General features: G+C 71.4%; 19 protein-coding genes and 2 pseudogenes. 17 read left to right on the top strand and 4 right to left on the bottom strand.

Features of this window, described 5'->3' with window-relative positions; translation table 11 throughout:
• Positions 1 to 5: 5 nt before the first annotated feature.
• The 9 genes and pseudogenes from ACIRP2_RS31095 to ACIRP2_RS31055 all read left to right on the top strand — a co-directional run bounded on the left by ACIRP2_RS31095 (position 6) and on the right by ACIRP2_RS31055 (position 10,868).
• On the top strand, positions 6 to 419 hold the full coding sequence (locus tag ACIRP2_RS31095) for a hypothetical protein (RefSeq protein WP_404256084.1): 414 nt from the start codon (positions 6 to 8) through the stop codon (positions 417 to 419).
• A 99-nt stretch (positions 420 to 518) separates the two neighbouring features.
• Positions 519 to 2,621 carry an alkaline phosphatase family protein gene (locus tag ACIRP2_RS31090; RefSeq protein WP_404256082.1) on the top strand — a complete coding sequence of 701 codons (2,103 nt, stop codon included), beginning with the start codon at positions 519 to 521 and terminating at the stop codon, positions 2,619 to 2,621.
• 27 nt (positions 2,622 to 2,648) lie between these two features.
• Positions 2,649 to 4,760, top strand: a complete 2,112-nt coding sequence (gene ligA / locus ACIRP2_RS31085; protein WP_404256080.1) for an NAD-dependent DNA ligase LigA — start codon at positions 2,649 to 2,651, stop codon at positions 4,758 to 4,760.
• 151 nt (positions 4,761 to 4,911) lie between these two features.
• Positions 4,912 to 5,736 carry a rod shape-determining protein MreC gene (locus tag ACIRP2_RS31080; RefSeq protein ID WP_404256078.1) on the top strand — a complete coding sequence of 275 codons (825 nt, stop codon included), beginning with the start codon at positions 4,912 to 4,914 and terminating at the stop codon, positions 5,734 to 5,736.
• On the top strand, positions 5,733 to 6,335 hold the full coding sequence (locus tag ACIRP2_RS31075) for a hypothetical protein (protein WP_404256076.1): 603 nt from the start codon (positions 5,733 to 5,735) through the stop codon (positions 6,333 to 6,335). The genes ACIRP2_RS31080 and ACIRP2_RS31075 overlap by 4 nt, the downstream gene beginning before the upstream one ends.
• A 30-nt stretch (positions 6,336 to 6,365) precedes the next feature.
• A complete protein-coding gene (secD, locus tag ACIRP2_RS31070; protein ID WP_404256074.1) occupies positions 6,366 to 8,693 on the top strand; it encodes a protein translocase subunit SecD in 2,328 nt (775 codons plus the stop codon).
• A 161-nt stretch (positions 8,694 to 8,854) separates the two neighbouring features.
• Positions 8,855 to 9,052, top strand: a pseudogene (locus tag ACIRP2_RS31065) (transposase); the annotation flags it as partial.
• A 96-nt stretch (positions 9,053 to 9,148) separates the two neighbouring features.
• Positions 9,149 to 9,646, top strand: coding sequence for a DUF1877 family protein (locus ACIRP2_RS31060; RefSeq protein ID WP_404256268.1), 498 nt, complete (start codon positions 9,149 to 9,151; stop codon positions 9,644 to 9,646).
• A 793-nt stretch (positions 9,647 to 10,439) separates the two neighbouring features.
• Positions 10,440 to 10,868, top strand: a complete 429-nt coding sequence (locus tag ACIRP2_RS31055) for a VOC family protein (RefSeq protein ID WP_404256266.1) — start codon at positions 10,440 to 10,442, stop codon at positions 10,866 to 10,868.
• A 72-nt stretch (positions 10,869 to 10,940) separates the two neighbouring features.
• Here the strand turns inward: ACIRP2_RS31055 and ACIRP2_RS31050 are convergent.
• A pseudogene (locus ACIRP2_RS31050) lies at positions 10,941 to 11,036 on the bottom strand (IS5/IS1182 family transposase); the annotation flags it as partial.
• A 29-nt stretch (positions 11,037 to 11,065) separates the two neighbouring features.
• On the opposite strand from ACIRP2_RS31050, the gene ACIRP2_RS31045 reads away from it, so the two are divergent.
• Positions 11,066 to 11,359: a hypothetical protein gene (locus tag ACIRP2_RS31045; protein ID WP_404256072.1), complete on the top strand. Its 294-nt coding sequence runs from the start codon at positions 11,066 to 11,068 to the stop codon at positions 11,357 to 11,359.
• Here the strand turns inward: ACIRP2_RS31045 and ACIRP2_RS31040 are convergent.
• Entirely contained in the window at positions 11,349 to 12,266 is a 918-nt protein-coding gene (locus ACIRP2_RS31040; protein ID WP_404256070.1) for a helix-turn-helix domain-containing protein, read from the bottom strand. The genes ACIRP2_RS31045 and ACIRP2_RS31040 overlap by 11 nt on opposite strands.
• 63 nt (positions 12,267 to 12,329) lie before the next feature.
• Here ACIRP2_RS31040 and ACIRP2_RS31035 point away from each other — a divergent pair, with 63 nt between their 5' ends.
• Positions 12,330 to 12,635: a 4a-hydroxytetrahydrobiopterin dehydratase gene (locus ACIRP2_RS31035; RefSeq protein WP_404256068.1), complete on the top strand. Its 306-nt coding sequence runs from the start codon at positions 12,330 to 12,332 to the stop codon at positions 12,633 to 12,635.
• Between the two features lie 214 nt (positions 12,636 to 12,849).
• On the opposite strand, the gene ACIRP2_RS31030 is transcribed toward ACIRP2_RS31035, so the two are convergent.
• Positions 12,850 to 13,812, bottom strand: coding sequence for a LysR family transcriptional regulator (locus ACIRP2_RS31030; protein WP_404256066.1), 963 nt, complete (start codon positions 13,810 to 13,812; stop codon positions 12,850 to 12,852).
• 81 nt (positions 13,813 to 13,893) lie between these two features.
• On the opposite strand from ACIRP2_RS31030, the gene ACIRP2_RS31025 reads away from it, so the two are divergent.
• The gene (locus tag ACIRP2_RS31025) at positions 13,894 to 14,643 is read left to right on the top strand and encodes a class I SAM-dependent methyltransferase (RefSeq protein WP_404256064.1); all 750 of its coding nucleotides are present in this window, start codon (positions 13,894 to 13,896) and stop codon (positions 14,641 to 14,643) included.
• Between the two features lie 52 nt (positions 14,644 to 14,695).
• Here the strand turns inward: ACIRP2_RS31025 and ACIRP2_RS31020 are convergent, their stop codons facing one another.
• Positions 14,696 to 15,565 carry an NmrA family NAD(P)-binding protein gene (locus tag ACIRP2_RS31020; protein ID WP_404256062.1) on the bottom strand — a complete coding sequence of 290 codons (870 nt, stop codon included), beginning with the start codon at positions 15,563 to 15,565 and terminating at the stop codon, positions 14,696 to 14,698.
• A gap of 80 nt (positions 15,566 to 15,645) precedes the next feature.
• Here ACIRP2_RS31020 and ACIRP2_RS31015 point away from each other — a divergent pair, with 80 nt between their 5' ends.
• The 5 genes from ACIRP2_RS31015 to ACIRP2_RS30995 all read left to right on the top strand — a co-directional run bounded on the left by ACIRP2_RS31015 (position 15,646) and on the right by ACIRP2_RS30995 (position 20,252).
• Positions 15,646 to 16,614: an AraC family transcriptional regulator gene (locus tag ACIRP2_RS31015; protein WP_404256060.1), complete on the top strand. Its 969-nt coding sequence runs from the start codon at positions 15,646 to 15,648 to the stop codon at positions 16,612 to 16,614.
• A gap of 20 nt (positions 16,615 to 16,634) precedes the next feature.
• The gene (locus ACIRP2_RS31010) at positions 16,635 to 17,660 is read left to right on the top strand and encodes a class I SAM-dependent methyltransferase (RefSeq protein WP_404256058.1); all 1,026 of its coding nucleotides are present in this window, start codon (positions 16,635 to 16,637) and stop codon (positions 17,658 to 17,660) included.
• Positions 17,661 to 17,738: 78 nt separating this feature from the next.
• Positions 17,739 to 18,134 carry a hypothetical protein gene (locus ACIRP2_RS31005; RefSeq protein ID WP_404256056.1) on the top strand — a complete coding sequence of 132 codons (396 nt, stop codon included), beginning with the start codon at positions 17,739 to 17,741 and terminating at the stop codon, positions 18,132 to 18,134.
• Positions 18,131 to 19,288: a CaiB/BaiF CoA transferase family protein gene (locus ACIRP2_RS31000; protein WP_404256054.1), complete on the top strand. Its 1,158-nt coding sequence runs from the start codon at positions 18,131 to 18,133 to the stop codon at positions 19,286 to 19,288. The genes ACIRP2_RS31005 and ACIRP2_RS31000 overlap by 4 nt, the downstream gene beginning before the upstream one ends.
• A 403-nt stretch (positions 19,289 to 19,691) precedes the next feature.
• A complete protein-coding gene (locus ACIRP2_RS30995) occupies positions 19,692 to 20,252 on the top strand; it encodes a hypothetical protein (RefSeq protein WP_404256052.1) in 561 nt (186 codons plus the stop codon).
• The last annotated feature ends 197 nt before the right edge of the window (positions 20,253 to 20,449 follow it).

Raw genomic sequence — 20,449 nt, 5'->3', positions numbered from 1 at the left:
CGGCCATGGGGGACGGGCAGGACGTACGGGTGGCGGCCATCGCCAGTCTCACGCCGCTCGAAGAGCTGGACCGCGATCCGTTCCTCGTGGACACCCGCGGCCAGCACGACATGTGTGCCCGCTGGGCGGCCGACAAGGGATACGTCGTCACCCGGCAGCTGCGCTTCTACGGGATGCGCCCCGACCACCGCGCCCTGTGGACGGACGTCGAGAGCGGCGACGTCGAACTGTTCGTCGCCGCCAACGACCGGGTGCTGGCGCGGGCCCTCACCTCGGTGCCCGAGTTCGCCGCGGAGTGCGAGCGGCGCGGCGTGCGCCTGGAGCTCGCGGGGCTCGACGAGCCGCCCTACAGCGCCCGCACGAAGGCCAGCGTGCACCGTCGGCTCTCCATGCCGACCGCCGGATACGACGGCTGCTGACCGCCCCCGACCGCCGTCGTCGAGACCCGCGGCCCCGCTGTGAAAGGCTGGGGCGCAAGGGCCCGGATCGGAGGGGTCCGGACGTGAGGTGGGAACGGCGTGGGTGACGGGCGATGGCGAACAGCCGGCAACGCCCTGATGCGAGTGGTTGTGGTGTGGGCGGTCTCGACGCTCACGATGCTGGCACTCGCCGGGATTCTGCCGGACTTCCAGCTCCAGTCCGACGACGGCGACAGCATCACCAAGATCGCGTTCACCGCGGCCTGGGGCGCCGGCGCGTTCGGACTGCTCTCCGCACTGGTCTGGCCCGTCCTGGTACGGGCGCTGCTCATCGTGCCCGCACTCGTCCTCGGGATGCTCGTCTTCTTCCTGAACGGTTCGCTGCTGCTGCTCGCCCTGCGGCTCATACCGGACGGGCGCGGCGCCGCCAACCCGGAGACCGCGGTCGTCGTCGCGGCGGTGATGTCCGCCGTCGCCTCTGCGACCTCCACGGCGCTCGCCGTCCGCGACGACAACGCCTACCGACGCCGTCTCTCCCGGCTCGCGGACCGCCGCCGACGGCGCAGCGGTGCGGACAGCGGGCGCAGCGGACCGCCCGGCACCGTCTTCATCCAGCTCGACGGCGTCGGCCACGACGTGCTCGCCCACGCCGCAGGATCCGGCCTGATGCCGACCGTCGCGCGGTGGCTCGCGCGCGAGGACGGCCACCGGCTCATTCCCTGGCGCACCGACTGGTCCAGCCAGACCGGATCCAGCCAGCTCGGCATCCTGCACGGCAGCAACCACGACATCCCCGCCTTCCGCTGGTACGAGAAGGAGACCGGCGACGTCATGGTCTCCAGCCGCCCCGCGAGCGCCCTCGAACTCCAGCGCCGGGCCATCGCGCGCACCCATGACGGTGGACTGCTCACCGTCGACGGAGCCAGCCGGGGCAACCTCTTCAGCGGCGGCGCCGACCAGTTGGCGCTCGTCCTGTCCATGGCCGCCCGGCTCGGCAAGGGCCGTCGCTCCCGAGCGGGATACTTCGCCTACTTCTCCGACCCGGCCAATGCCGTGCGTACCGCGGTGTCCTTCGTCGCCGAGGTCTGCCGCGAGATCGGCCAGTCGACCCGGGCGCGGATCCGGAAGGACGCCCCCCGGATCAAGCGCGGTGGTCTCTACCCCTTCATCCGTGCCTTCGCGACCGTCGTCGAACGCGATGTGGTGGTCGCCGCGGTCATCGGGGACATGTTCGCCGGACGCACCGCCGTCTACGCCGACCTGGTCGCGTACGACGAGGTGGCGCACCACTCCGGACCGCGCAGCCGGGACGCGGAGAAGGTGCTCGCGCGCCTGGACCGATCGCTCGCCCTGATCGCCAAGGTCGCCGAACACACCCCGCGCAGGTACCGGGTCGTGCTGCTCTCCGACCACGGTCAGAGCCCCGGAGAGACCTTCGCGGGGGCGTACGGGCTGACGCTCAAGGACCTGGTGCGGGCGGGCTGCGGGCTGCCCGTGTCCCGTCGGGCACAGCGCACCCGCAGCGGTTCGGAGGCGCGTGACGCGGTACGGATCGCCCTGCACCGCCGGCCGGTCGAGGAGGGTGAGGCGGAGCACCGCGCGAAACCGTCCGACCCGGTCGTCCTCGCCTCCGGCAACCTCGGTCTGGTCTCCTTCCCCGACATAGCGGGGCGGGCCTCGCGCGAACAGCTCGACCGGAGCCGGCCCGCACTGCTCGGAACCCTCGCCAACCACCCGGGCATCGGCTTTCTGCTGGTGCGCAGCGAGCGCCACGGATCGGTGGTGCTGGCCCGCGGCGGAGTCGAGACCCCGCTGTCGGAACTGAAGGACGGCGAGGGGCCGCTGGCGTCCTTCGGGCCCGGCGCGGCGGCCGCGGTGCGCCGCACCGACACCTTCCCGCACGTCGCCGACATCATGGTGAATTCGATGTACGACGAACCCACGGGGTGTGTGCACGCCTTCGAGGAACAGATCGGCTCGCACGGCGGTCTGGGCGGCGAGCAGTCCCGGCCGTTCCTGCTCTGGCCGGCGGACCTGTCGGCACCGGTGACGGAAGGCACGGAGCTGGTCGGCGCCGAGCAGGTGCACGCGGTGCTGAGGCGCTGGCTCCGCGAGTGCTCGGGACCACAGATACCGCTGACGGCACCGGGTACGACGCGTGGCGCCGACGAGGCGGACGGCACGGTTCCGGCGGTCGGCTGAGGGGCGTTGTCAGTGGTGGGCGGCAGGATGGGGGCCATGACGAACTCAGCTGTTGTGCTCGCCGATGCCGCCGCCTACGCCGCCGCGGTCGAAGAAGCGTCGCAGGCCGCCGCCGCGTACTACGCCACGGGCGAGAGCACGCTCGACGACGACGCGTACGACCGGCTGGTGCGGGGGATCGCCGCCTACGAACAGGAGCACCCGCAGGAGGTGCTGGCCACCTCGCCGACCGGCAAGGTGGCGGGCGGCGCCGCGGGCGGAGACGTGCCGCACACGGTGCCGATGCTCTCGCTGGACAATGTCTTCTCCGCCGAGCAGTTCGCCACCTGGACCACGTCCCTGGAACGCCGGATCGGCAGGCCCGTCGCCGCGTGGAGCGTGGAGCCGAAGCTCGACGGCCTGGCGGTCGCCGCCCGCTACCGGGCGGGCCGTCTGGAACGGCTGATCACCCGGGGCGACGGCACCGCGGGCGAGGACGTCTCGCACGCGATCGGCACCGTGTCCGGCCTCCCCGAGCGACTTGCCGAGCCGGTGACGATCGAGATACGCGGCGAGATCCTCATGACGAACGAGCAGTTCGAACAGGCCAACGCCGTGCGTACCGAGCACGGCGGTGCCCCCTTCGCCAACCCGAGGAACGGAGCGGCGGGCACCCTGCGCGCCAAGGACCGGGCCTACACGGTGGAGATGACGTTCTTCGCCTACGGTGCCCTGCCGCTGCCCGATTCCGGAGAGCTGACCGACACCCTCGCCGAACTCCCGCACAGCGAGGTCCTTTCCCGCGTCGCCGCGCTGGGCGTGCACACGGCGGCGGACACGGACGTGGCGCCGCGCACCGTGACCACGGTCGAGCAGGTGCAGGCCCGGGTCGAGGAGGTCGCGGCCCTGCGTGCGGCGTTGCCGTTCGGCATCGACGGCATCGTGATCAAGGCGGATCTCGCGGCCGACCAGCGCGAGGCCGGCTCCGGGACCAGGGCGCCGCGCTGGGCCATCGCCTACAAGCTCCCCGCCGTGGAGAAGGTCACCCGGCTCCTCGGCGTGGAATGGAACGTGGGCAGGACCGGCATCATCGCACCGCGTGCCGTACTGGAACCGGTCGAGATCGACGGTTCGACCGTCGGTTACGCCACGCTGCACAACCCGGCCGACATCACCCGCCGCGATCTGCGCATCGGCGACCGGGTGATGGTCTACAAGGCGGGCGACATCATCCCCCGGATCGAGGCACCCGTCGCCCATCTGCGGACCGGTGACGAGCAGCCCGTCGTCTTTCCCGAGGCGTGCCCGCAGTGCGGCTCGGAGATCGACACCGGCGAGCAGCGCTGGCGCTGTGTCCGGGGCCGCGACTGCCGCCTCGTCGCGTCCATCGCGTACGCGGCCGGACGCGACCAGCTCGACATCGAGGGCCTCGGCGCGACCCGGGTCGTCCAGCTCGTCGACGCCGGCCTGGTGGCCGATTTCGCCGACCTCTTCACTCTCGACCGGGAGCAGCTGCTCGGCCTGGAGCGGATGGGCGAGACCAGCACCGACAACCTCCTGGCCGCCATCGAAGCGGCACGGACCCAGCCGCTCTCCCGCGTCTTCTGCGCGCTGGGGGTACGCGGCACCGGACGCTCCATGTCGCGGCGGATCGCCCGGTACTTCGCGGACATGGACCGGATCAGGGCCGCCGACGCCGAGGAGCTCCAGCGGGTCGACGGCATCGGCAAGGAGAAGGCCGCGGGCGTCGTCGCGGAGCTGGTGGAACTGGCTCCGCTGATCGAGAAGCTGGTGGCCGCCGGGGTCAACATGACGGAGCCCGGAGCGACGCCGCCGCCCGAGCCGGGTGAGGAGGGCACGGAAGCGGCCGCCGCCGCGGACGGGTCGGGGGCCGCCGGCCTGCCCCTCGACGGAATGACCGTGGTGGTCACCGGAGCCATGACCGGTGTGCTGGAGAAGTTGTCGCGGAATCAGATGAACGAACTGATCGAGCGGGCCGGCGGGAAGTCCTCGTCCAGCGTCTCCAAGCGCACCACCCTCCTCGTGGCCGGCGAGAAGGCCGGATCCAAGCGCACCAAGGCCGAGGACCTCGGTGTCCGGATCGCCGCGCCGGACGAGTTCGCCGAACTGATCTCCGGATTCCTTCCCTCGGAGGTCTGACGGACCGGGATCGCGGATCGCCGAGCCCTTGGATTTACCTGGGAGTGGCTTTCTTTGCCTCCCTATTGCATAGTGAGGGCTCGGCCATGCCTCGCTATCAGCGGGTTCATGGGTGTATGAACGGCTGCGGTGGCAGGCCGCGGGAGGGGCGATGCGTTCGCTGCACGACGGACCGCGAATCGATCCGTCCATCCACCGGGAGTACCGAGGTGTCACGCGCGGCCTCGCGCTCGACCTCGGCAGCTCACGGACCCGTGCCTGGCTGCCGGGACACGGCGTCATCGCCGATCCCGGAACCTGCGGCGACCCCGGCGCCGGACCCGGGCACGGGCGTCCCGTCCGGCGGGGGTGCATCGTCGACCCCGTGTCCTGCGGCCGGATGCTCGGCCGCATCGCGGAGAGGGCACTGGGCGCGGACCGCACCGACACCGTGATCGTCCTCAGCCATCCCGTCCTCGCCGGATCCGAGCACCGCGCCGTCGCGAGGGAGCTGATCGCCGCACTCGGGCCGATCGGTGTCATCGCCCTGGACAGCGCGAGAGCCGCCGCCGCTTGCGCCGGACCGCGCGACGGCGGCCCGCTGCTCGTCGTCGACCTCGGCGCCGAGCTGACCGAGGTGACCCTTCTCGTCGACGGACTGGTCCGCGACGCCCGCCAGGCCGAGACAGGACTGAGCGACCTCGACCCCTGCGAGCCACCCACCGCCGTCGTGCGCACCGTCCTGGACATGGTCATGGCGATGTGGCAGCAGGACCGGCACGGCGCCGTCCTGGGGGCCCTGCGCAAGGGCCCGTTGCTCGCGGGGGGCGGCGCCGCCCGCCTCGACATAACCGACCGGATCGCGGTCCGGCTCGGCGTTCCGGTACGTCCCGCCGAGGACCCGGCGACCACGGTCGTACGCGGCGCAGGGCTGATCCTCGACTCCGTGCTCCGCCGCGCCGACGCGGCACCGGCCCTGCCCGGCCGACAGAGGTGACCCCCCTCCCGGGGCCGCCCCCGGGGAACGCGCCCCCGAGGGCAAGGCCGGGCACCCCGGCGCATCGCGAACGCGTACCGGCGGCCCGGCAGCTCCTCGTCGCCCTCCTGCTCGCCGTACTCACCGTTGTCGGCGGCGCCCCCGCAGCGGCCGGATCCGTACTCCCCGCCCGGCCCTTCGCCGGTGTGCCGCCCGCCGTCGCGTCCTCGCCCGGCGCCCATCAGCCCACCCCGCACACCGACCGGACCGCCCGGACGGGCACCGTCCACGACACCCGCCGCACCCGCACGGCCACGGCGACCGACCGCCACCGGCCCGCACCCACGACCGCTCCCCAGCCCAGGGCCGGCACCGACCACGCACGGACCGCACACCAACTCCAGCCGCCCGGCCCCGACATCCTGCTGGCCGGTCCACCCATCATCCGCCCACCGCACCACACCCCCCAGCAGCCCGCCGCCGCACCCCCTCGTGCCACCGGCCGCTCCCGCGTCGCGCTCCCCGGCGTACGCGGGCCTCCGGGGACAGCCGTTCACCGGCCACCGGTCCTGCCACCGGGCCCGTCCCACAGAACCGCCGTCCCGTCCTCGCCGAGGTGAGGGCGTCCGGCGCCCCCTCGGAGGAAACCCATGACTCGCGCCACCACGGTGCGAGCGGTTCTGGCTGCGGCCGTTCTGCTCGTCTCCGCGCTCATCACGCTGACCATGTCACCCAGACTCGGCCTCGATCTTCAGGGCGGCACCAGATTGGTGCTCCAGGCCAAGGACTCCGACTCCGCGAAAGCGGACCGGGAGAGCACCGACCGCACCCTTGAGGTGCTCCGCCAGCGCATCGACTCCCTCGGCGTCGCCGAGCCCACCCTGACCCGTTCCGGCGAGGACCGGATCATCGTCGAACTCCCGGACGTCCAGGACCCGCGCAAGGCCGCCGAAGTCATCGGCAGAACCGCCCAGCTCAGCTTCCACGCCGTTCAGGGCCCCGGCACACAGGACGACGGCGGCGCGGAGGGCAGGACGGACGACAGGGCCGACGGCGGGCCGATGCTCGCCGACGAGCAGGGCGGCTCCCTCGACCTCGGCCCCGCCCGGCTCTCCGGCGCGGGAGTCAAGGACGCCACCGCCGTGTTCGACGCCCAACAGGGCGCCGGCTGGACCGTCTCCCTCGACTTCCACAAGAAGGCGGGCCGGGACTGGACCCGGCTGACCGGCGAGGCCGCCTGTCATCCGGTCCAGGACGAGCGGCGGCGCGTCGCCATCGTCCTCGACCAGCAGATCATCTCCTCGCCTCAGGTCTCTCCCTCGGTCGGCTGCGGCGTGGGTCTGCCCTCGGGCTCCACCCAGATCACCGGCTCCTTCAGCGCCGACGAGGCCAGGGAACTGGCCCTGCTCATCAAGGGCGGCGCCCTGCCGCTCCCGGTCGAGATCGTCGAACAGCGGACCGTCGGCCCGACGCTCGGCGCCGCCGCCATCGACGCCAGCGCGCGTGCCGCGCTCATCGGCGCCGCGGCCACCGCGCTCTTCATCACCGTCGTCTACCGGCTCTTCGGCGCGCTCGCCGCCGTCGCGCTCGCCGCCTACGGACTGATCTCCTACGCGGCCCTGGTCGCCCTCGGCGTCACCCTCACCCTGCCCGGCCTCGCCGGATTCGTTCTGGCCATCGGGATGGCGGTCGACGCCAACGTGCTGGTCTTCGAACGGGCCAGAGAGGAACACGCGCAGCGTCCGGGCCGTACGCTGCGCTCGTCGCTGACCGCGGGGTTCCGCGGTGCCTGGAGTGCCGTCGCCGACTCCAACGTGACGACGCTGATCGCGGCCGGGCTGCTCTTCTTCCTCGGCTCCGGACCGGTGAAGGGCTTCGGTGTCACACTCGCCATCGGTGTGATCGCCTCGATGTTCTCCGCCCTCGTCATCGCCCGCGCGCTCACCGAGATCGCCTCGGGCTCACGCTTCGTCAACGACTACCGGGGCGTCAACGGCATCGCCAGTCCCGGTCGGGTGCGGACCTGGCTGACCCGTCGCAACCCGCAGCTGATGCGCTCCCCACGGCGCTGGCTGCTGATCTCCACGGCGCTGATCGCCGTCGCGGTCCTCGGCATCGTCGTACGCGGCGTCAACCTGGGCGTCGAGTTCACCGGTGGCCGGCTGGTGGAGTACTCGACCAGCCGGCCGGTCGACGTCGAGCGCGCCCGCGACGCCCTGGCCGACGCCGGATTCGGCGACGTCGAGGTCACCACGGCCGGCGCGGGCGACCTCTCGGTACGAACCGGAAAGCTCGACGACGACGGCGAACAGGTCCTGCGCGCGGCCCTCGCGGAGGAAGGCGGCAAGACCACCAAGATCCGTGACGAACTCATCGGACCCAGCCTCGGGGACGAGCTCCGGCGCAATGCCCTGATCGCCCTCGGTATCGCCGTCCTCGTACAGCTGGCCTATCTGGCGATCCGGTTCCGCTGGACGTTCGCCCTGGCCTCGGTCGGGGCGCTGGTCCACGACGTCATCATCCTGGTCGGTGCCTTCGCCTGGCTCGGACGCACCGTCGACGGCATCTTCCTCGCCGCGCTCCTCACCGTCATCGGATACTCCGTCAACGACTCGGTGGTGGTCTTCGACCGGCTGCGGGAACTGTGGGCGAAGGCCCGTCGCACACCGGTCGGCACGATCGCCAACCAGGCCGTTCTGCAGACGGTCCCCAGAACGGTCAACACCGGGATGGGAGCCCTGTTCATCCTGACCGCTCTCGCCGTACTGGGCGGCGACTCCCTCGCGGACTTCGCGCTCGCCCTGCTCATCGGCATCTGCGTCGGGACGTACTCCTCGGTGCTGACCGCCGTACCGGCGGCGCTCGTCCTGGAGCGGAGCAGCAAGGCCCCGCCGCCCGCCCGGAAGAGGGCCCCGAGCCGCCGCTCCGGATCGCGAACGGCGCGCCGGGATCCGCTCGACAACGGAGCGCGCGTCTAGTCGTACATGAGGGCGGCCTTCGGCTGAGCATGTGATCCGACCATGGAACTCACAAGCTCAGCACGAAGGCCGTCGGGATGCGTCTGTTGCATCATGCCGTCCGGCAGGATCCGCTGGCGGAACGGTCGCGCTTCCGGGTCGAGTCCGGTTCCTGTCCGACCCTGGCCGCCGACATCACCTGCCGGCTGCGGCCCGGCGCGCACACCTCGTCGCAGCGGGTCCTGTGCCACACCTACGGGCGGGGCAAGGACCAGCACATCCCTGTTCCCGGCCGGCCGTGTTCGGTGGTCTGTGCGCTGGAAACGGGCCTCAGTTCATCGACCGCACCACTGGACGCGCTGCGTCCTCCTCCCGGGGACGGACCGATCTCGACGAGACACGGCCGTGAGTGCCGTCGAGTGGATTCCGTCCGTTCGGCCCGACACGTGGGCCGCCGAGCCGGGGGACTCGTCGCCGTGAGCATCCACCTGCACCTTTGCGCCGTCGCGGAGTCCGAGATCCGGGACGACCACGCCTGGCTTGCGGCATTCATGTCCGAGGCTTGGGACAACCTCCCCGACGAGTACGCAGCGGGTGTCGCCGACTCGATTGGCAAGGTCTGGAATTCCGTCAATGACCTCTGCACCGCAGCCGATGTCCTCGATGCAGACGCCAACCAGCACTGGACGCTGCCGATTTACGGCGGCCGCCCTGTGACACACAGTGCTGACGTGGCCCCCTCCGACCCACCCATGGTGATTCCGGAGCCGCCCGGGGTGTCACAGGCCGCAGACTCCCTTGCGGCTGTCGCTTTCGATGATCTGCGGAACGTCGCCAGTGCCGAGTTCGGCAACCTCGGCCGAGAGGACGCGCAGGTCGGACAGGAGTTCTTCGACTGTCACAGGGACCTCGAAGGGTTCTACGGGCGGGCGGCCTCAGCAGGGCATGCCGTGGTCGAAGTGATCTGGGCTTGAGGCCTGGTCACGTGCTGGATACAGCTGTTCGTTGATGGCTGCAACCAGCACGGTCGCTCTGCAGCGGACAGCAAGTCCGTCGTACCGGGGGCGACGGGGCGGTGGTGCTTCCACGGGCGAACTCCTCCCGCAGCCGGTTCTCCGTCTCCTGCGTCGGCGCCAAGAAGCCCTCGATTCCGCGAGGTCGGCCCGCCAACCGCCGACGACGCACCACAGGACCCCAACACGCTACCTCGACGAATGCCGACGCACGGCATGACGATCCGCCGGCGACCACCCTTGGTCGGGCGTCGAGGTCGCCCGCCGGGCCGGCGTCGGCCCGGGGACCTTGTACCGTCACTTCCCGAACCGTTTTGCCCTGCTGACCGCGGTCCTCAGGGACCGGATCGAGACGCTGTGCGGGCTGGCGGAGACGCTGCTCCCCTCGGAATCCGCCGACGACGCGCTCGCGCAATGGCTGCGCGCGTTTCTCGTCCACGCCAGAGTCGACCAAGGGCTGGGAGGCGCGTTGATGGCCGGATTGCGCTGTCCACAGCTCACAGCCCCGACACGGCACAGCCCGACCGGCTGCTCACTCTGGTGCTCGATGCCACGTACGGGCACCGCTTCGAAACGGGTGATCACAACGATGCCCCCTGCACGTCAGTTTCTACCTGCCGGTGCAGGTCAGCTCGAACGCCGACGGCATCCACGGAATCTGACAACTACTCCTTGGTGTCCGAGGTGGCCCAGGGTGCGACGGGTGGATCCGCCTGGGAAATGGGCGGCGGAGTTCCCCTGCTATGGTGCGCCGATGTCAGGGATCAAGAAGTTTCAAGTCACCTTTGACTGTGCAGAACCCGAGCGTCTCGCTCGCTTCTGGTGCGAGGTGTTGGGGTACGTCGTACCGCCGCCACCGGAGGGGTTTGCCACGTGGGACGATTTCAATCGCTCGCGGCCACCTGAGCAGCGGGATTCATGGTTCGCCTGCATAGATCCCTCAGGAGTGGGGCCGAGGCTGTACTTCCAGCGCGTTCCCGAAGGCAAGGTCGTCAAGAACCGGGTGCATCTTGATGTGCGGGTCGGCACCGGTCTCGTGGGTGAAGCGCGCCTTGCCGCACTTGAGGCCGAATGTGCGCGACTGGTCCCGCTCGGCGCAGTACACGTGCGAACACTGTATGACGGCAATGATGCGTGCATCCCGATGCTGGACATCGAGGGCAACGAGTTCTGTATCGACTGAGCATTCTCCGAGCCGGAGAGGTGGGGAGTCGCCTCCCTTGGCCCTCTCTGGTCTCATATGGGGCAGGAGTTGTCCCGTGAGGGCGAGGTTGTGCGGCCGGGCGATGCCGAGCATGGCGGTGTGAACGCCGTCGCCTTTCGGACGGCAGTCGCGAAGGATCTTCCAGGTTCACCGCACGACCCATCGGGCAGGGCGGCGTGTCCCGGGCGCCGGCGGTTCCCGACCTCACCACCACCGTGCTGACCCTGACCATCACCGGCATCCTCTCCGGCAGCCGGCCCGTCGGCGGAGGCGGCGGCAAGGCCGGACGACGGGCGCTCTCGGCCGCAGCCACGACGACCGGCGCGCTCGTCGGCGCAGTGGCCGTGCCGCACGGGCACCCGGGTCTTCCCCTGCTGCTCGGCGTGGCGGTGCCGGCCGTCGCGAGCACCGTCGCCGCCGTCCTGGCGCGTTCGGACGCACCCTGGGCCCGCCCCGTCGTCACGAGGTGAGGGACCGCAGATGGTCGGCGGTGGCCCGGTCGGCGGGCAGGAAGGTCTCGATGGCCAGTTCGGCCACCGTCACGTCCATCGGCGTGTTGAACGTCGCGATGGAGGAGACGAACGAGAGCACCTGCCCGCCGTGCTCGATGTGCATGGGCAGGGCGAAGGGCAGAGGTGACGCGGGGCCGACCGCCTTGTCGTCCCCGGGTCCGGCGTTGTCCCCGTTCCTGTCCGTGATTCCGACGATGCCCCGGCTGTTCCCGCCGATTCCGGGGGCTCCGGCGGTTGCGGCGTCCCCGCAGCTCTCGGCCGTGCCGGTGCTGTCCGGTGCGGGATAGCCCGCGACCTCCTCGTACAGCTCACGCAGCTCCGCCGACCGGGCCAGGGCGATCTGGCGTTCCATCTGCGCCAGCAGATCGGCCCGCCACTCCCGAAGATTTCGGATGCGCGGGGCCAGGCCCTGCGGATGGAGCGTGAGCCGCATGGCGTTCAGCGGCGGGACCAGCAGATGCCCGGCCACGCCCTCCAGCAGCATCGCGATACCCCGATTGGCCGCCACCACGTTGTACATGCCGTCGACGACGAGCGCCGGATACGGGTCGTACCCCTGGAGCAGCCGCTCCATCCCCTCGCGCAGCGCGCCCAGCGCCGGATCGTCGAGCGCGGTCTGTGCGTATCGCGGCGCGTAACCGGCCACCACGAGCAGGGCGTTTCGTTCCCTGACCGGGATGTCGAGGTGTTCGGCCAGCCGCAGGATCATGTCCTCGCTGGGACGGGAGCGGCCGGTCTCGATGAAGGAAATGTGCCGGGCCGAGGAGTCGGCGCGGAGGGCCAGTTCGAGCTGGCTGATCCGACGCTGCTCCCGCCAGCTGCGCAGCAGCGGCCCTACCCCCGTGTCAAGCGCGACAGTTGTCATACCAAGACCGTAACGTCACCGGCACCGTCCACCGGCACCGAACGCTCGTGAGGGAGTCCCAGCATGCCTGCCGCACCATTGTCGCAGAAAGAGATCGAGGACCGTCTGGGCGACCTGCCCGGCTGGTCTCTGGAGGGTGACAGCATCACCTGTACCTACCGGCTCCACACACATTTCGCCGCCGTCGGGCTGACCGTGCACGTGGCCCAGATCCAGGACGAACTGAATCACCACTCCGATCTGACCCTCGGTTACAACACGGTCACCCTGACCGTGAACACCCACGACGCGGGTGGCGTGGTCACCGAGAACGATCTCAACCTGGCCGCGCGGGTGGTGGCGATCGCCCCCGGACACGGGGTGAGATAGCCGGTCGGGTACGGCGTCGAGAACCGAGGTTCCCGCGCCGGGCGTCCGGTGGGGGCCGGGCGCCCGGTGGGGCGCGGTGGAATGTCACATTGCGATGCCGGTACGTGGTGGCACGTCACATCGAGGCGCCCCATCGGCATGTCGGTCCGCGGTGACCCGCCGCGCGCGGCGCCGCTCTCCGCCGACGAGCGATGGCATGTCGTATCCCGGACCCTCACATCACGGCACCGAAGCGCGGATGCCCGGCGAGCCACCGCGCGTAGCTTTCGCTGCGCTCGGCGGCCTCCGCGTACGCCGCCCGGGTATGTCCGCTCACCGCTCCCGAGGCGGCTGCGGCCACAGCCGAGCGGGGGTGCCAGCCCAGCAGATGGCGCCAGCTCAGTGGTGAACCGGAGAGCGGGCGGGTCACCACCCCCGGCGTCGGAGGGAACGTCGCCCGGCACAGCCCGACCGCCCGCCCGACCTGGACCAGATGGACGACGGACGTCGTGTCCGTCTCGTACACCGACACCGGGCTGAACCCGGCCCGCGCGCAGGCGCCGACGAAACAGTCGGCGAAACAACCCTCGCCCGGCACGTCCGCCCAGCACTCGCCCGCCAGTGCGGAGAGGTCGAGCTCCGGCTCGTCGGCGAGCGGATGGGAGTCCGGCAGCATCACAAACACCGGGTCGACCCCGACCACCTGCCACGTCAGCCGGTCGTTCGCCGGTGGCGAGCTCTCCCCGCAGGTCCCGATGAGCCCGAAGTCGAGCCTTCCGTCGACCAGTTGGGAGGCGATCTCGGTAACTGACCAGGAGGTGAACGTCGACACCGGCGCGGTCGGATGCGCGGCGACCAGACGGTCGACGAGGCCGCCGAGCAGCGGTCCGTGCGTGCCGCCGAGCCGGAAGCGTTCCATCGTCCCCCAGGCATTGGCGAAGCGCACCGCCTCCTCCTGGAGCTCGCTGACGGCGGGCAGTACCACCCGGGCCCGTTCGAGCACCAGTTCACCGAGGAGCGTGGGCCGCGCACCGGTGTGATCCCGCTCGAAGAGCGGGCCGCCGAGGGCCTTCTCGATCCGTCGCAGTTGCGCGCTCAGCGCCGGCTGGGCCAGCCCGAGGGCCGCGGCGGCCTTGGTCAGACTCCCGGTGTCGGCGATGGCACGTACGGTTCGCAGATGGCGCAACTCCAGCTCCATAAACGCAAGTTATGGGTCCGACGGCCCACCGGCAATATGTCGGTGTCCATTCGGCAGCGGACAGCCCTTAGAGTCGGCCGGATGCTGAACTACGACACCGAGGCGACTGCCTACGACGCCACCCGCGGCGGTGTGCCCAGGGCCGAGGCGGCCGCCGCCGCGGTGCTGGGGCTGGTCCCGTCCACCGCGCGCACCCTGCTGGACATCGGCTGCGGCACGGGCCTGGTCACCGAACGAATGGCCCTCGCCCGTCCCGGACTCGGCGTGTTCGGGACGGACGCCTCGTACGGCATGGCACGGATGGCCCGGCAGCGGATCGGCGCGGTGGCGCTCGCCGACGCGCGCCGGCTGCCGCTGCCGGACGCGGTGGTGGACGCGGTCGGCGCGATCTGGCTGCTGCATCTGCTGCGCGGCGAAGGGGATGTCCGGGCGGTGGTGTCCGAGGCGGCGCGAGTGCTGCGGCCCGGTGGTGTGTTCGTCACCACCGTCGACAAGGACGCGGCCCATGACGTGGGCAGCGACATCGACGAGGCCTTCGCCCCCTGTCTCGACGCCGATCCGTCCGATTCCGCGGACCTCGTCGTCGGGTACGGATCGGAGGCCGGCCTGGACGTGGTGGGGGAGGCCCGCTTTTGGGGGCACGGCCAGGGCATGACGCCGTTGGGCGCGGCACAAGCGGTGCGTGAGGGCTATTACGCCTCACGTCTGCACCTGCCGGGAGCGGCGGCCGAGCAGCTCGCGGCCGTACTGACGGCACTGCCCGAGCCCGACCGGCCGCGCCCCGATCCGCGCTACCGGCTGCTGGCGCTGAGACGCGGCGACCGGGACTGACGTCCCCACCGGCGCGCTCCGCTGCCCCCGGCCGTCGCGCGGACCGGCGGTGCTACTCCCCGACCGTGCCACGGACCTCCCACGCACCCGCCCGCGCCGCCGCACGGGCGAACGCCCCGAAGTCCCGCGGATCTCGCCGGAGCGCCCGCTTCACGCCCTCGGTCACCGTCGCGTTGTGCCCGTCGAGCAGCGTGCTGAACAGGTCGGCCAGAAAACCGGCTTCGGGCCCCGGCACGCCGTAGCGCTCCAGCATCTGCGCGTACTTCGGCCCGGTCACCGGCAGATACCGCACCGTGCGCCCCGTGGCCCGCGCGATCTCCGACACGACCTCGTCGAACGTCAGCAGCCGCGGCCCGGTCAGCTCATGCACCACGCCCGCATGACCGTCCTCGGTGAGCGCGGCCACCACCACGTCGGCGAGATCGTCGACATCCACGAACGGTTCCGCGGTCCCGCCCGCCGGGAACACCACCTCGCCGCCGAGCACCCCGTCCAGCATCGCGCCCTCGCTGAAGTTCTGTGCGAAGAACGCCGACCGGACGACGGTGAGTTCCACCCCCGCCGCCGATGCGCGCAGGCTCTCCTCCGCCACCACCGCCTGCGGCTCGCCCCGTCCGGACAGCAGTACCAGCCGCCGCACCCCGTTCTCCACCGCGATCCGCCCGAAGGCCGCCATCGCCTCCGGCGCACCGGGCGCCGCCAGATCCGGGTAGTACGTCACATACGACGCGTCCACCCCCCGCAGCGCCTCCGCCCAGCTGGACTCGTCCGCCCAGTCGAAGCGGACCTCGCCACCGCGCGAACCGGACCGCACCGGGATCCCGCGAGCGGCCAGCCGCTCCACGACCCGGCGGCCGGTCTTTCCCGTACCGCTCGTCACCAGCACCGTTTCCCGCTGCACGTTCTCCGTGTTCTGTGTCATGGCTCAAGGCTCGCCCGGCGGCGCCGTCCACGACATCCCCGAACCGCTCAGCTCCATACGCGTGCGTCTACGCTGCCGGCATGGACGCACTCGCCGGACTCCTGGACGGGCCGAGGGCCAAGGGCGCCTTCCTGCTGCGGATGGTGATGGAGCCTCCGTGGTCCGTACGGATCGACGACCGGGCCCCGCTCTGTCTCATGTCGGTGACCGACGGGGAGGCCTGGATCGTTCCGGCTCCGGGCACGGACGCCGTGCTGCTGCGGCCGGGGGACATCGCCATAGCGCGCGGCCCGGATCCGTACACCGTCGCCGACACCCCGGACACCGCGCCGCACGCCGTGATCGGACCCGGCGGCACCTGCACCACTCTGCGCGGGGAGCCGCTCTCCGAATCCATGCAGCTGGGGGTGCGTACCTGGGGCAACGCCCCCGGTGGCGCTGCGGCCATGCTCATCGGCACCTATCTGCTGGACGGCGAGATCAGCCGACGGCTGCTCGACGCGCTGCCCCCGCTCCTCCACCTGCCCTCGGACGGGCGGGGCAGCCCTCTGCTGACGCTGCTCGACGACGAGATCTCCAAGGACGAGCCCGGTCAGAGCGTGGTCCTGGACCGGCTTCTCGATCTGCTGTTGATCGCCGCGCTGCGGACCTGGTTCGCCAGGCCCGGTGCCGAAGCCCCCGCCTGGTACCGCGCCATGGGTGATCCGGTCGTCGGACAGGCCCTGCGGTTGCTGCAACGGGACCCCGCCCACCCCTGGACGGTCGCCGGCCTCGCCGCCCGGACCGGGGTCTCCCGGGCCGGGCTGGCCCGACGATTCACGGAGCTGGTCGGGGAGCCCCCGATGGCATACCTGACCGGCTGGCGCCTCGCTGTCGCCGCCGACCTGCTGCGGGAGACGGACGCCACGGTCGAGTCGGTGGCGCGGCGGGTCGGGTACAGCCAGTCGTTCGCGTTCAGCACCGCGTTCAAGCGTGTCCGGGGCGTCAGCCCGCAGGAGTACCGGAGCGGAGGCTTGCCGAACCGGCAACAAAGCTTGCTGAACGGGTGATGTGCGGTGAGGCTGTCCGCATGAGCCAGCACACCGACCACGGTCACCAGCACGACGCCACTCCACGTTCCGAGTACGACGCCGGTCACGGTCCCCGGGCCGACGGCATTCACGCTCATCAGGGCCACACCACCCACAGCCGTCAGCAAAGGACCCGGCACGGCGGTCACTCCGCCACCACTCGTGGTCATCACCACGACAACACCGAATTCGACTGGGACGTCATGGGCCCGACGCTGGAGCAGAACGCGGAGCTCAGCAGCCCGCAGTACGAGGAGGCGGCCCGTTGGATCGCCGGCCTGCCCACGGCGCCGAAGGTCCGCAGGGTGCTCGACATCGGCAGTGGCCCCGGCGTGATCTCCTGTCTGCTCGCCCAGGTGTTCCCCGAGGCGGAGGTGGTCGCCGTCGACGGCACCCCGGCCCTGCTGGAACGCGCCCGGGCCCGCGCGCAGCGGCTCGGCCTCGGTGACCGGGTCCGCACTCGGCAGGCCGAACTCCCCGCCGACCTCGCCGGGCTGGGGGAGGCGGATCTGATCTGGGCGGGCAACGCCCTGCATCACATGGGCGACCAGCGTGCCGCCCTCTCGGGGTTCGCCGGGCTGCTGCGTGCCGGTGGGACCATCGCCCTGGTGGAGGGCGGTCTGCCGCCGCGTCAGCTCCCGCGTGACATCGGCATGGGGCGGCCCGGCCTGGAGGCCAGGCTCGACGCGATCACCGCGGAGTGGTTCGAGGACATGCGGGTGTCACTGCCCGGTTCCACGCGGGAGACCGAGGACTGGAGCGCCCTGTTCACCGCGGTGGGGCTGGACCCGCAGGGCACCCGGAGCTTCCTGCTCGACCTTCCGGCACCGCTCTCGGGACCTGCGCTCGACCATGTCGTCGCCGAGTTCGGCCGTCGGCGCGAGATGTTCGGGGAGGCCCTCTCCGCCGAGGACATCGCGGTACTGGACCGGCTGCTCGACCCCGAGGACCCGGCCGGACTGCGTCATCGCCCCGACGTCTTCCTGCTCATGGCACGCACGGTGCACCTGGGCCGGAAGGGCTGATCGGTGCCGACCTGCTAGGTTCCCGGGAACGACGGACCGGACAGGCCGGCCCGCGGGGCGGGTCCGGGAGGCCGACGCGTGGACGAGTCCCCGAACCGGTCGGCGCGACGCCACGAACCCGGCCCGGCCGTGCTCGCGGGCCGTCGCGCGCTCGACCGCGAGCGGACGGGGCCGGCCCGTGCTGAACCCGTCGCGCCCACGCCCTGGTTCGGCGTCGGACAGTTGTTGCCGACGGCCGGGCCGGTGCCGTCCGGTTCGGCCCCGGAGCGAGGCGCCCGCGAGGTGCGGCCGGCCGGTGCCGTCGAGACCCCGGTGCGGCGCTCCGGCACCGACGAGACGCACATCGGCTCCGGGACGGGCGGGGGCGATCCGTGCATGCCCCTCGGTGAGCGTGAACAGGGTTTCGTCCCGAGGGAGTTCTTCACCACCACGACCGCGGTGCACGCGTGGGGCCCCGGGGCGGTGACCCGGTGAACGCCGCCGTCCCCGGATCCCTGTCCGGCGTGGTGATAGCCGACTTCGGACGGGTGCTCGCGGCCCCGTACGCGACCATGCTGCTCGCGGACCTGGGTGCCGACGTCATCAAGGTGGAACGTCCGGGCTCCGGCGACGACACCCGGGCCTGGGGCCCGCCACGTGCCCATGAGGAGTCCACCTACTTCCTCTCCGTGAACCGCAACAAACGGTCCCTCGCCATCGATCTGGGCACGGAGCAAGGACGTCGCGACGCCCGCGAACTGGTCTCCCGCGCCGATGTGCTCTTCGAGAACTTCCGTCCCGGCACGATGGGCAGGTACGGGCTCTCCTACGAGGAGGCCGACGCGCTCAACCCCGGCATCGTCTACTGCTCGGTGACCGGATTCGGAGCCGGTGAGGGCGCCGCGCTGCCCGGATACGATCTCCTGTTGCAGGCGGTCGGCGGGCTGATGAGCGTGACCGGGCCCGCGCCGGGGCAGCCCGTGAAGACGGGCGTGGCACTCGTCGACGTGCTCACCGGCCTGCACGCGGCCGTGGGGGTCCTGGCGGCGCTGCGCCATCGCGACGCGACCGGCGAGGGCCAGCACGTCGAGGTCAACCTGCTGTCCACGCTGCTGTCGAGCATGGTCAATCAGGCGGGTGGATACACCCTGGCCGGTCAGGTGCCGGGCATCCTCGGCAACCGGCACCCGTCCATCGCCCCGTACGAGGTCTACCGGGCGGCGGACCGACCGCTGGTCGTGGCCGTCGGCAACGACCGGCAGTTCCACGCCCTGTGCCGGGGCCTGGGTGCCGAAGAACTCGCCGACGACGCCCGATTCGCCTCGAACCAGGACCGTGTCGCGCACGTCGACGCGCTGGCCGAGGAGCTTTCCGCGCGGCTCGTCCTGCGCACCGCCGCCGAGTGGTTCGACCTGCTCACCCCGCTCGGGGTGCCCTGCGGTCCGGTCAACGACCTGGCGGGCGCCTTCGACCTGGCCGAACGTCTGGGCCTGTCCCCGCGTGTCGCACCGGCCGACTCGGACCCCGACGATCCCCTGCGCCTGGTGGCCAACCCCATCGGGCTGTCCCGTACTCCGCCGCGTTACGACCGGCGCCCGCCGAGGCTCGGTGAGCACACCGACGACCTCAGACGCTGGCTGGAGAGCTGAACCGCCGCTCGGCGCCGTGCCCGTACCCCTCTCGGACCACGACCGGGGTACGCGTGTGCCGGAAATTCCCCGGGCGGGCCCGTCTTCACGGACCCGCCCGACTCCTCCGGCGCAGCGCTCACCGCCTCGCCCGCGGTGTGTCAAGGAGAGACACGCCGCCGCCGGGGTGAGTGGGTGTCAGAAAGTCCCTCTTGCGGACTAACGAGGCATCAATGTGCCCAGAAATAAAGAGGATTGGAAGCTTATCCAATTATATGGAAATAGCATTTGGCGTACTTTTCGTCCCTCGATCGGCGTCCCGGCGCCGGCCTTCAACGTGTCCGATACGAAAGTCATGGGAGCCGTCAGTACGTTCATCCCGGGTCGACTGCTCAGCCGACCTCTCTGAGACAGGAGAAGCGACATGGTTACCCGTTCCACCGTCTTTACAGCCGCCGTCGCGGCCGCCGCGGCCATGGCCGCCACCGGCATCACCTACGCCTCCGCTGCCCCCTCCGCGTCGGCCCTGGCCGCCGCGATCGCCCAGCAGGCTGCTCCCGTTTCGGCTCTCGACGGCGGCGACGCCGGCAAGAGCAACGAGAGCAAGGGCGGCGAGGGCAAGGGCAACGAGGGTCGTGGCTACGAGGGTCGTGGCTACGAGGGCCGCGGCTACGACGAAGGCCGCTACCACTACGAGGGCCGGATCCACATCAACGAGCGCACGTACTCCGCCGAACCGGGTGGCTGCATGACCGTGGTCAGCGGCCTCGGCTCCACCAGCCTCAACATCCGCAACGACAGCCGTCGGACCATCGAGGTCTTCCGCGGGGTCACCTGCGACAACGGTGCCCCCATCGCCACCGTCGGACCTCACAGCTCCAGCGACGGTGTCATCCCGGGCCACGTCCGGGGCGGCGTGTGGGTCAAGAACGGAGTGGTGGGCAGCTTCCGGGTGATCGAGCGCCACAACGAGGGCAAGTGGTGACCGAACCCGTCGTGCCAAGGCCGGTGACCCCGTCACTGGCCTGACGTAGAACCCCGGCCCGCCGGAATCGGGCCGGGGTTCCAGCCGGGGGGGGGGGGGCGGGGGGGGCGGCGGGCGCACCCACCCGGCGACAAACAACACCCACCACACCCAGCGCTCCCACACCCCAAGCAGCCGGGGGGGGGGGGGGTGGGCGC

Source organism: Streptomyces sp. NPDC101194 (assembly GCF_044767885.1).
Taxonomy (GTDB): domain Bacteria; phylum Actinomycetota; class Actinomycetes; order Streptomycetales; family Streptomycetaceae; genus Streptomyces.
This window is presented reverse-complemented; position numbering and strand designations above follow the sequence as displayed.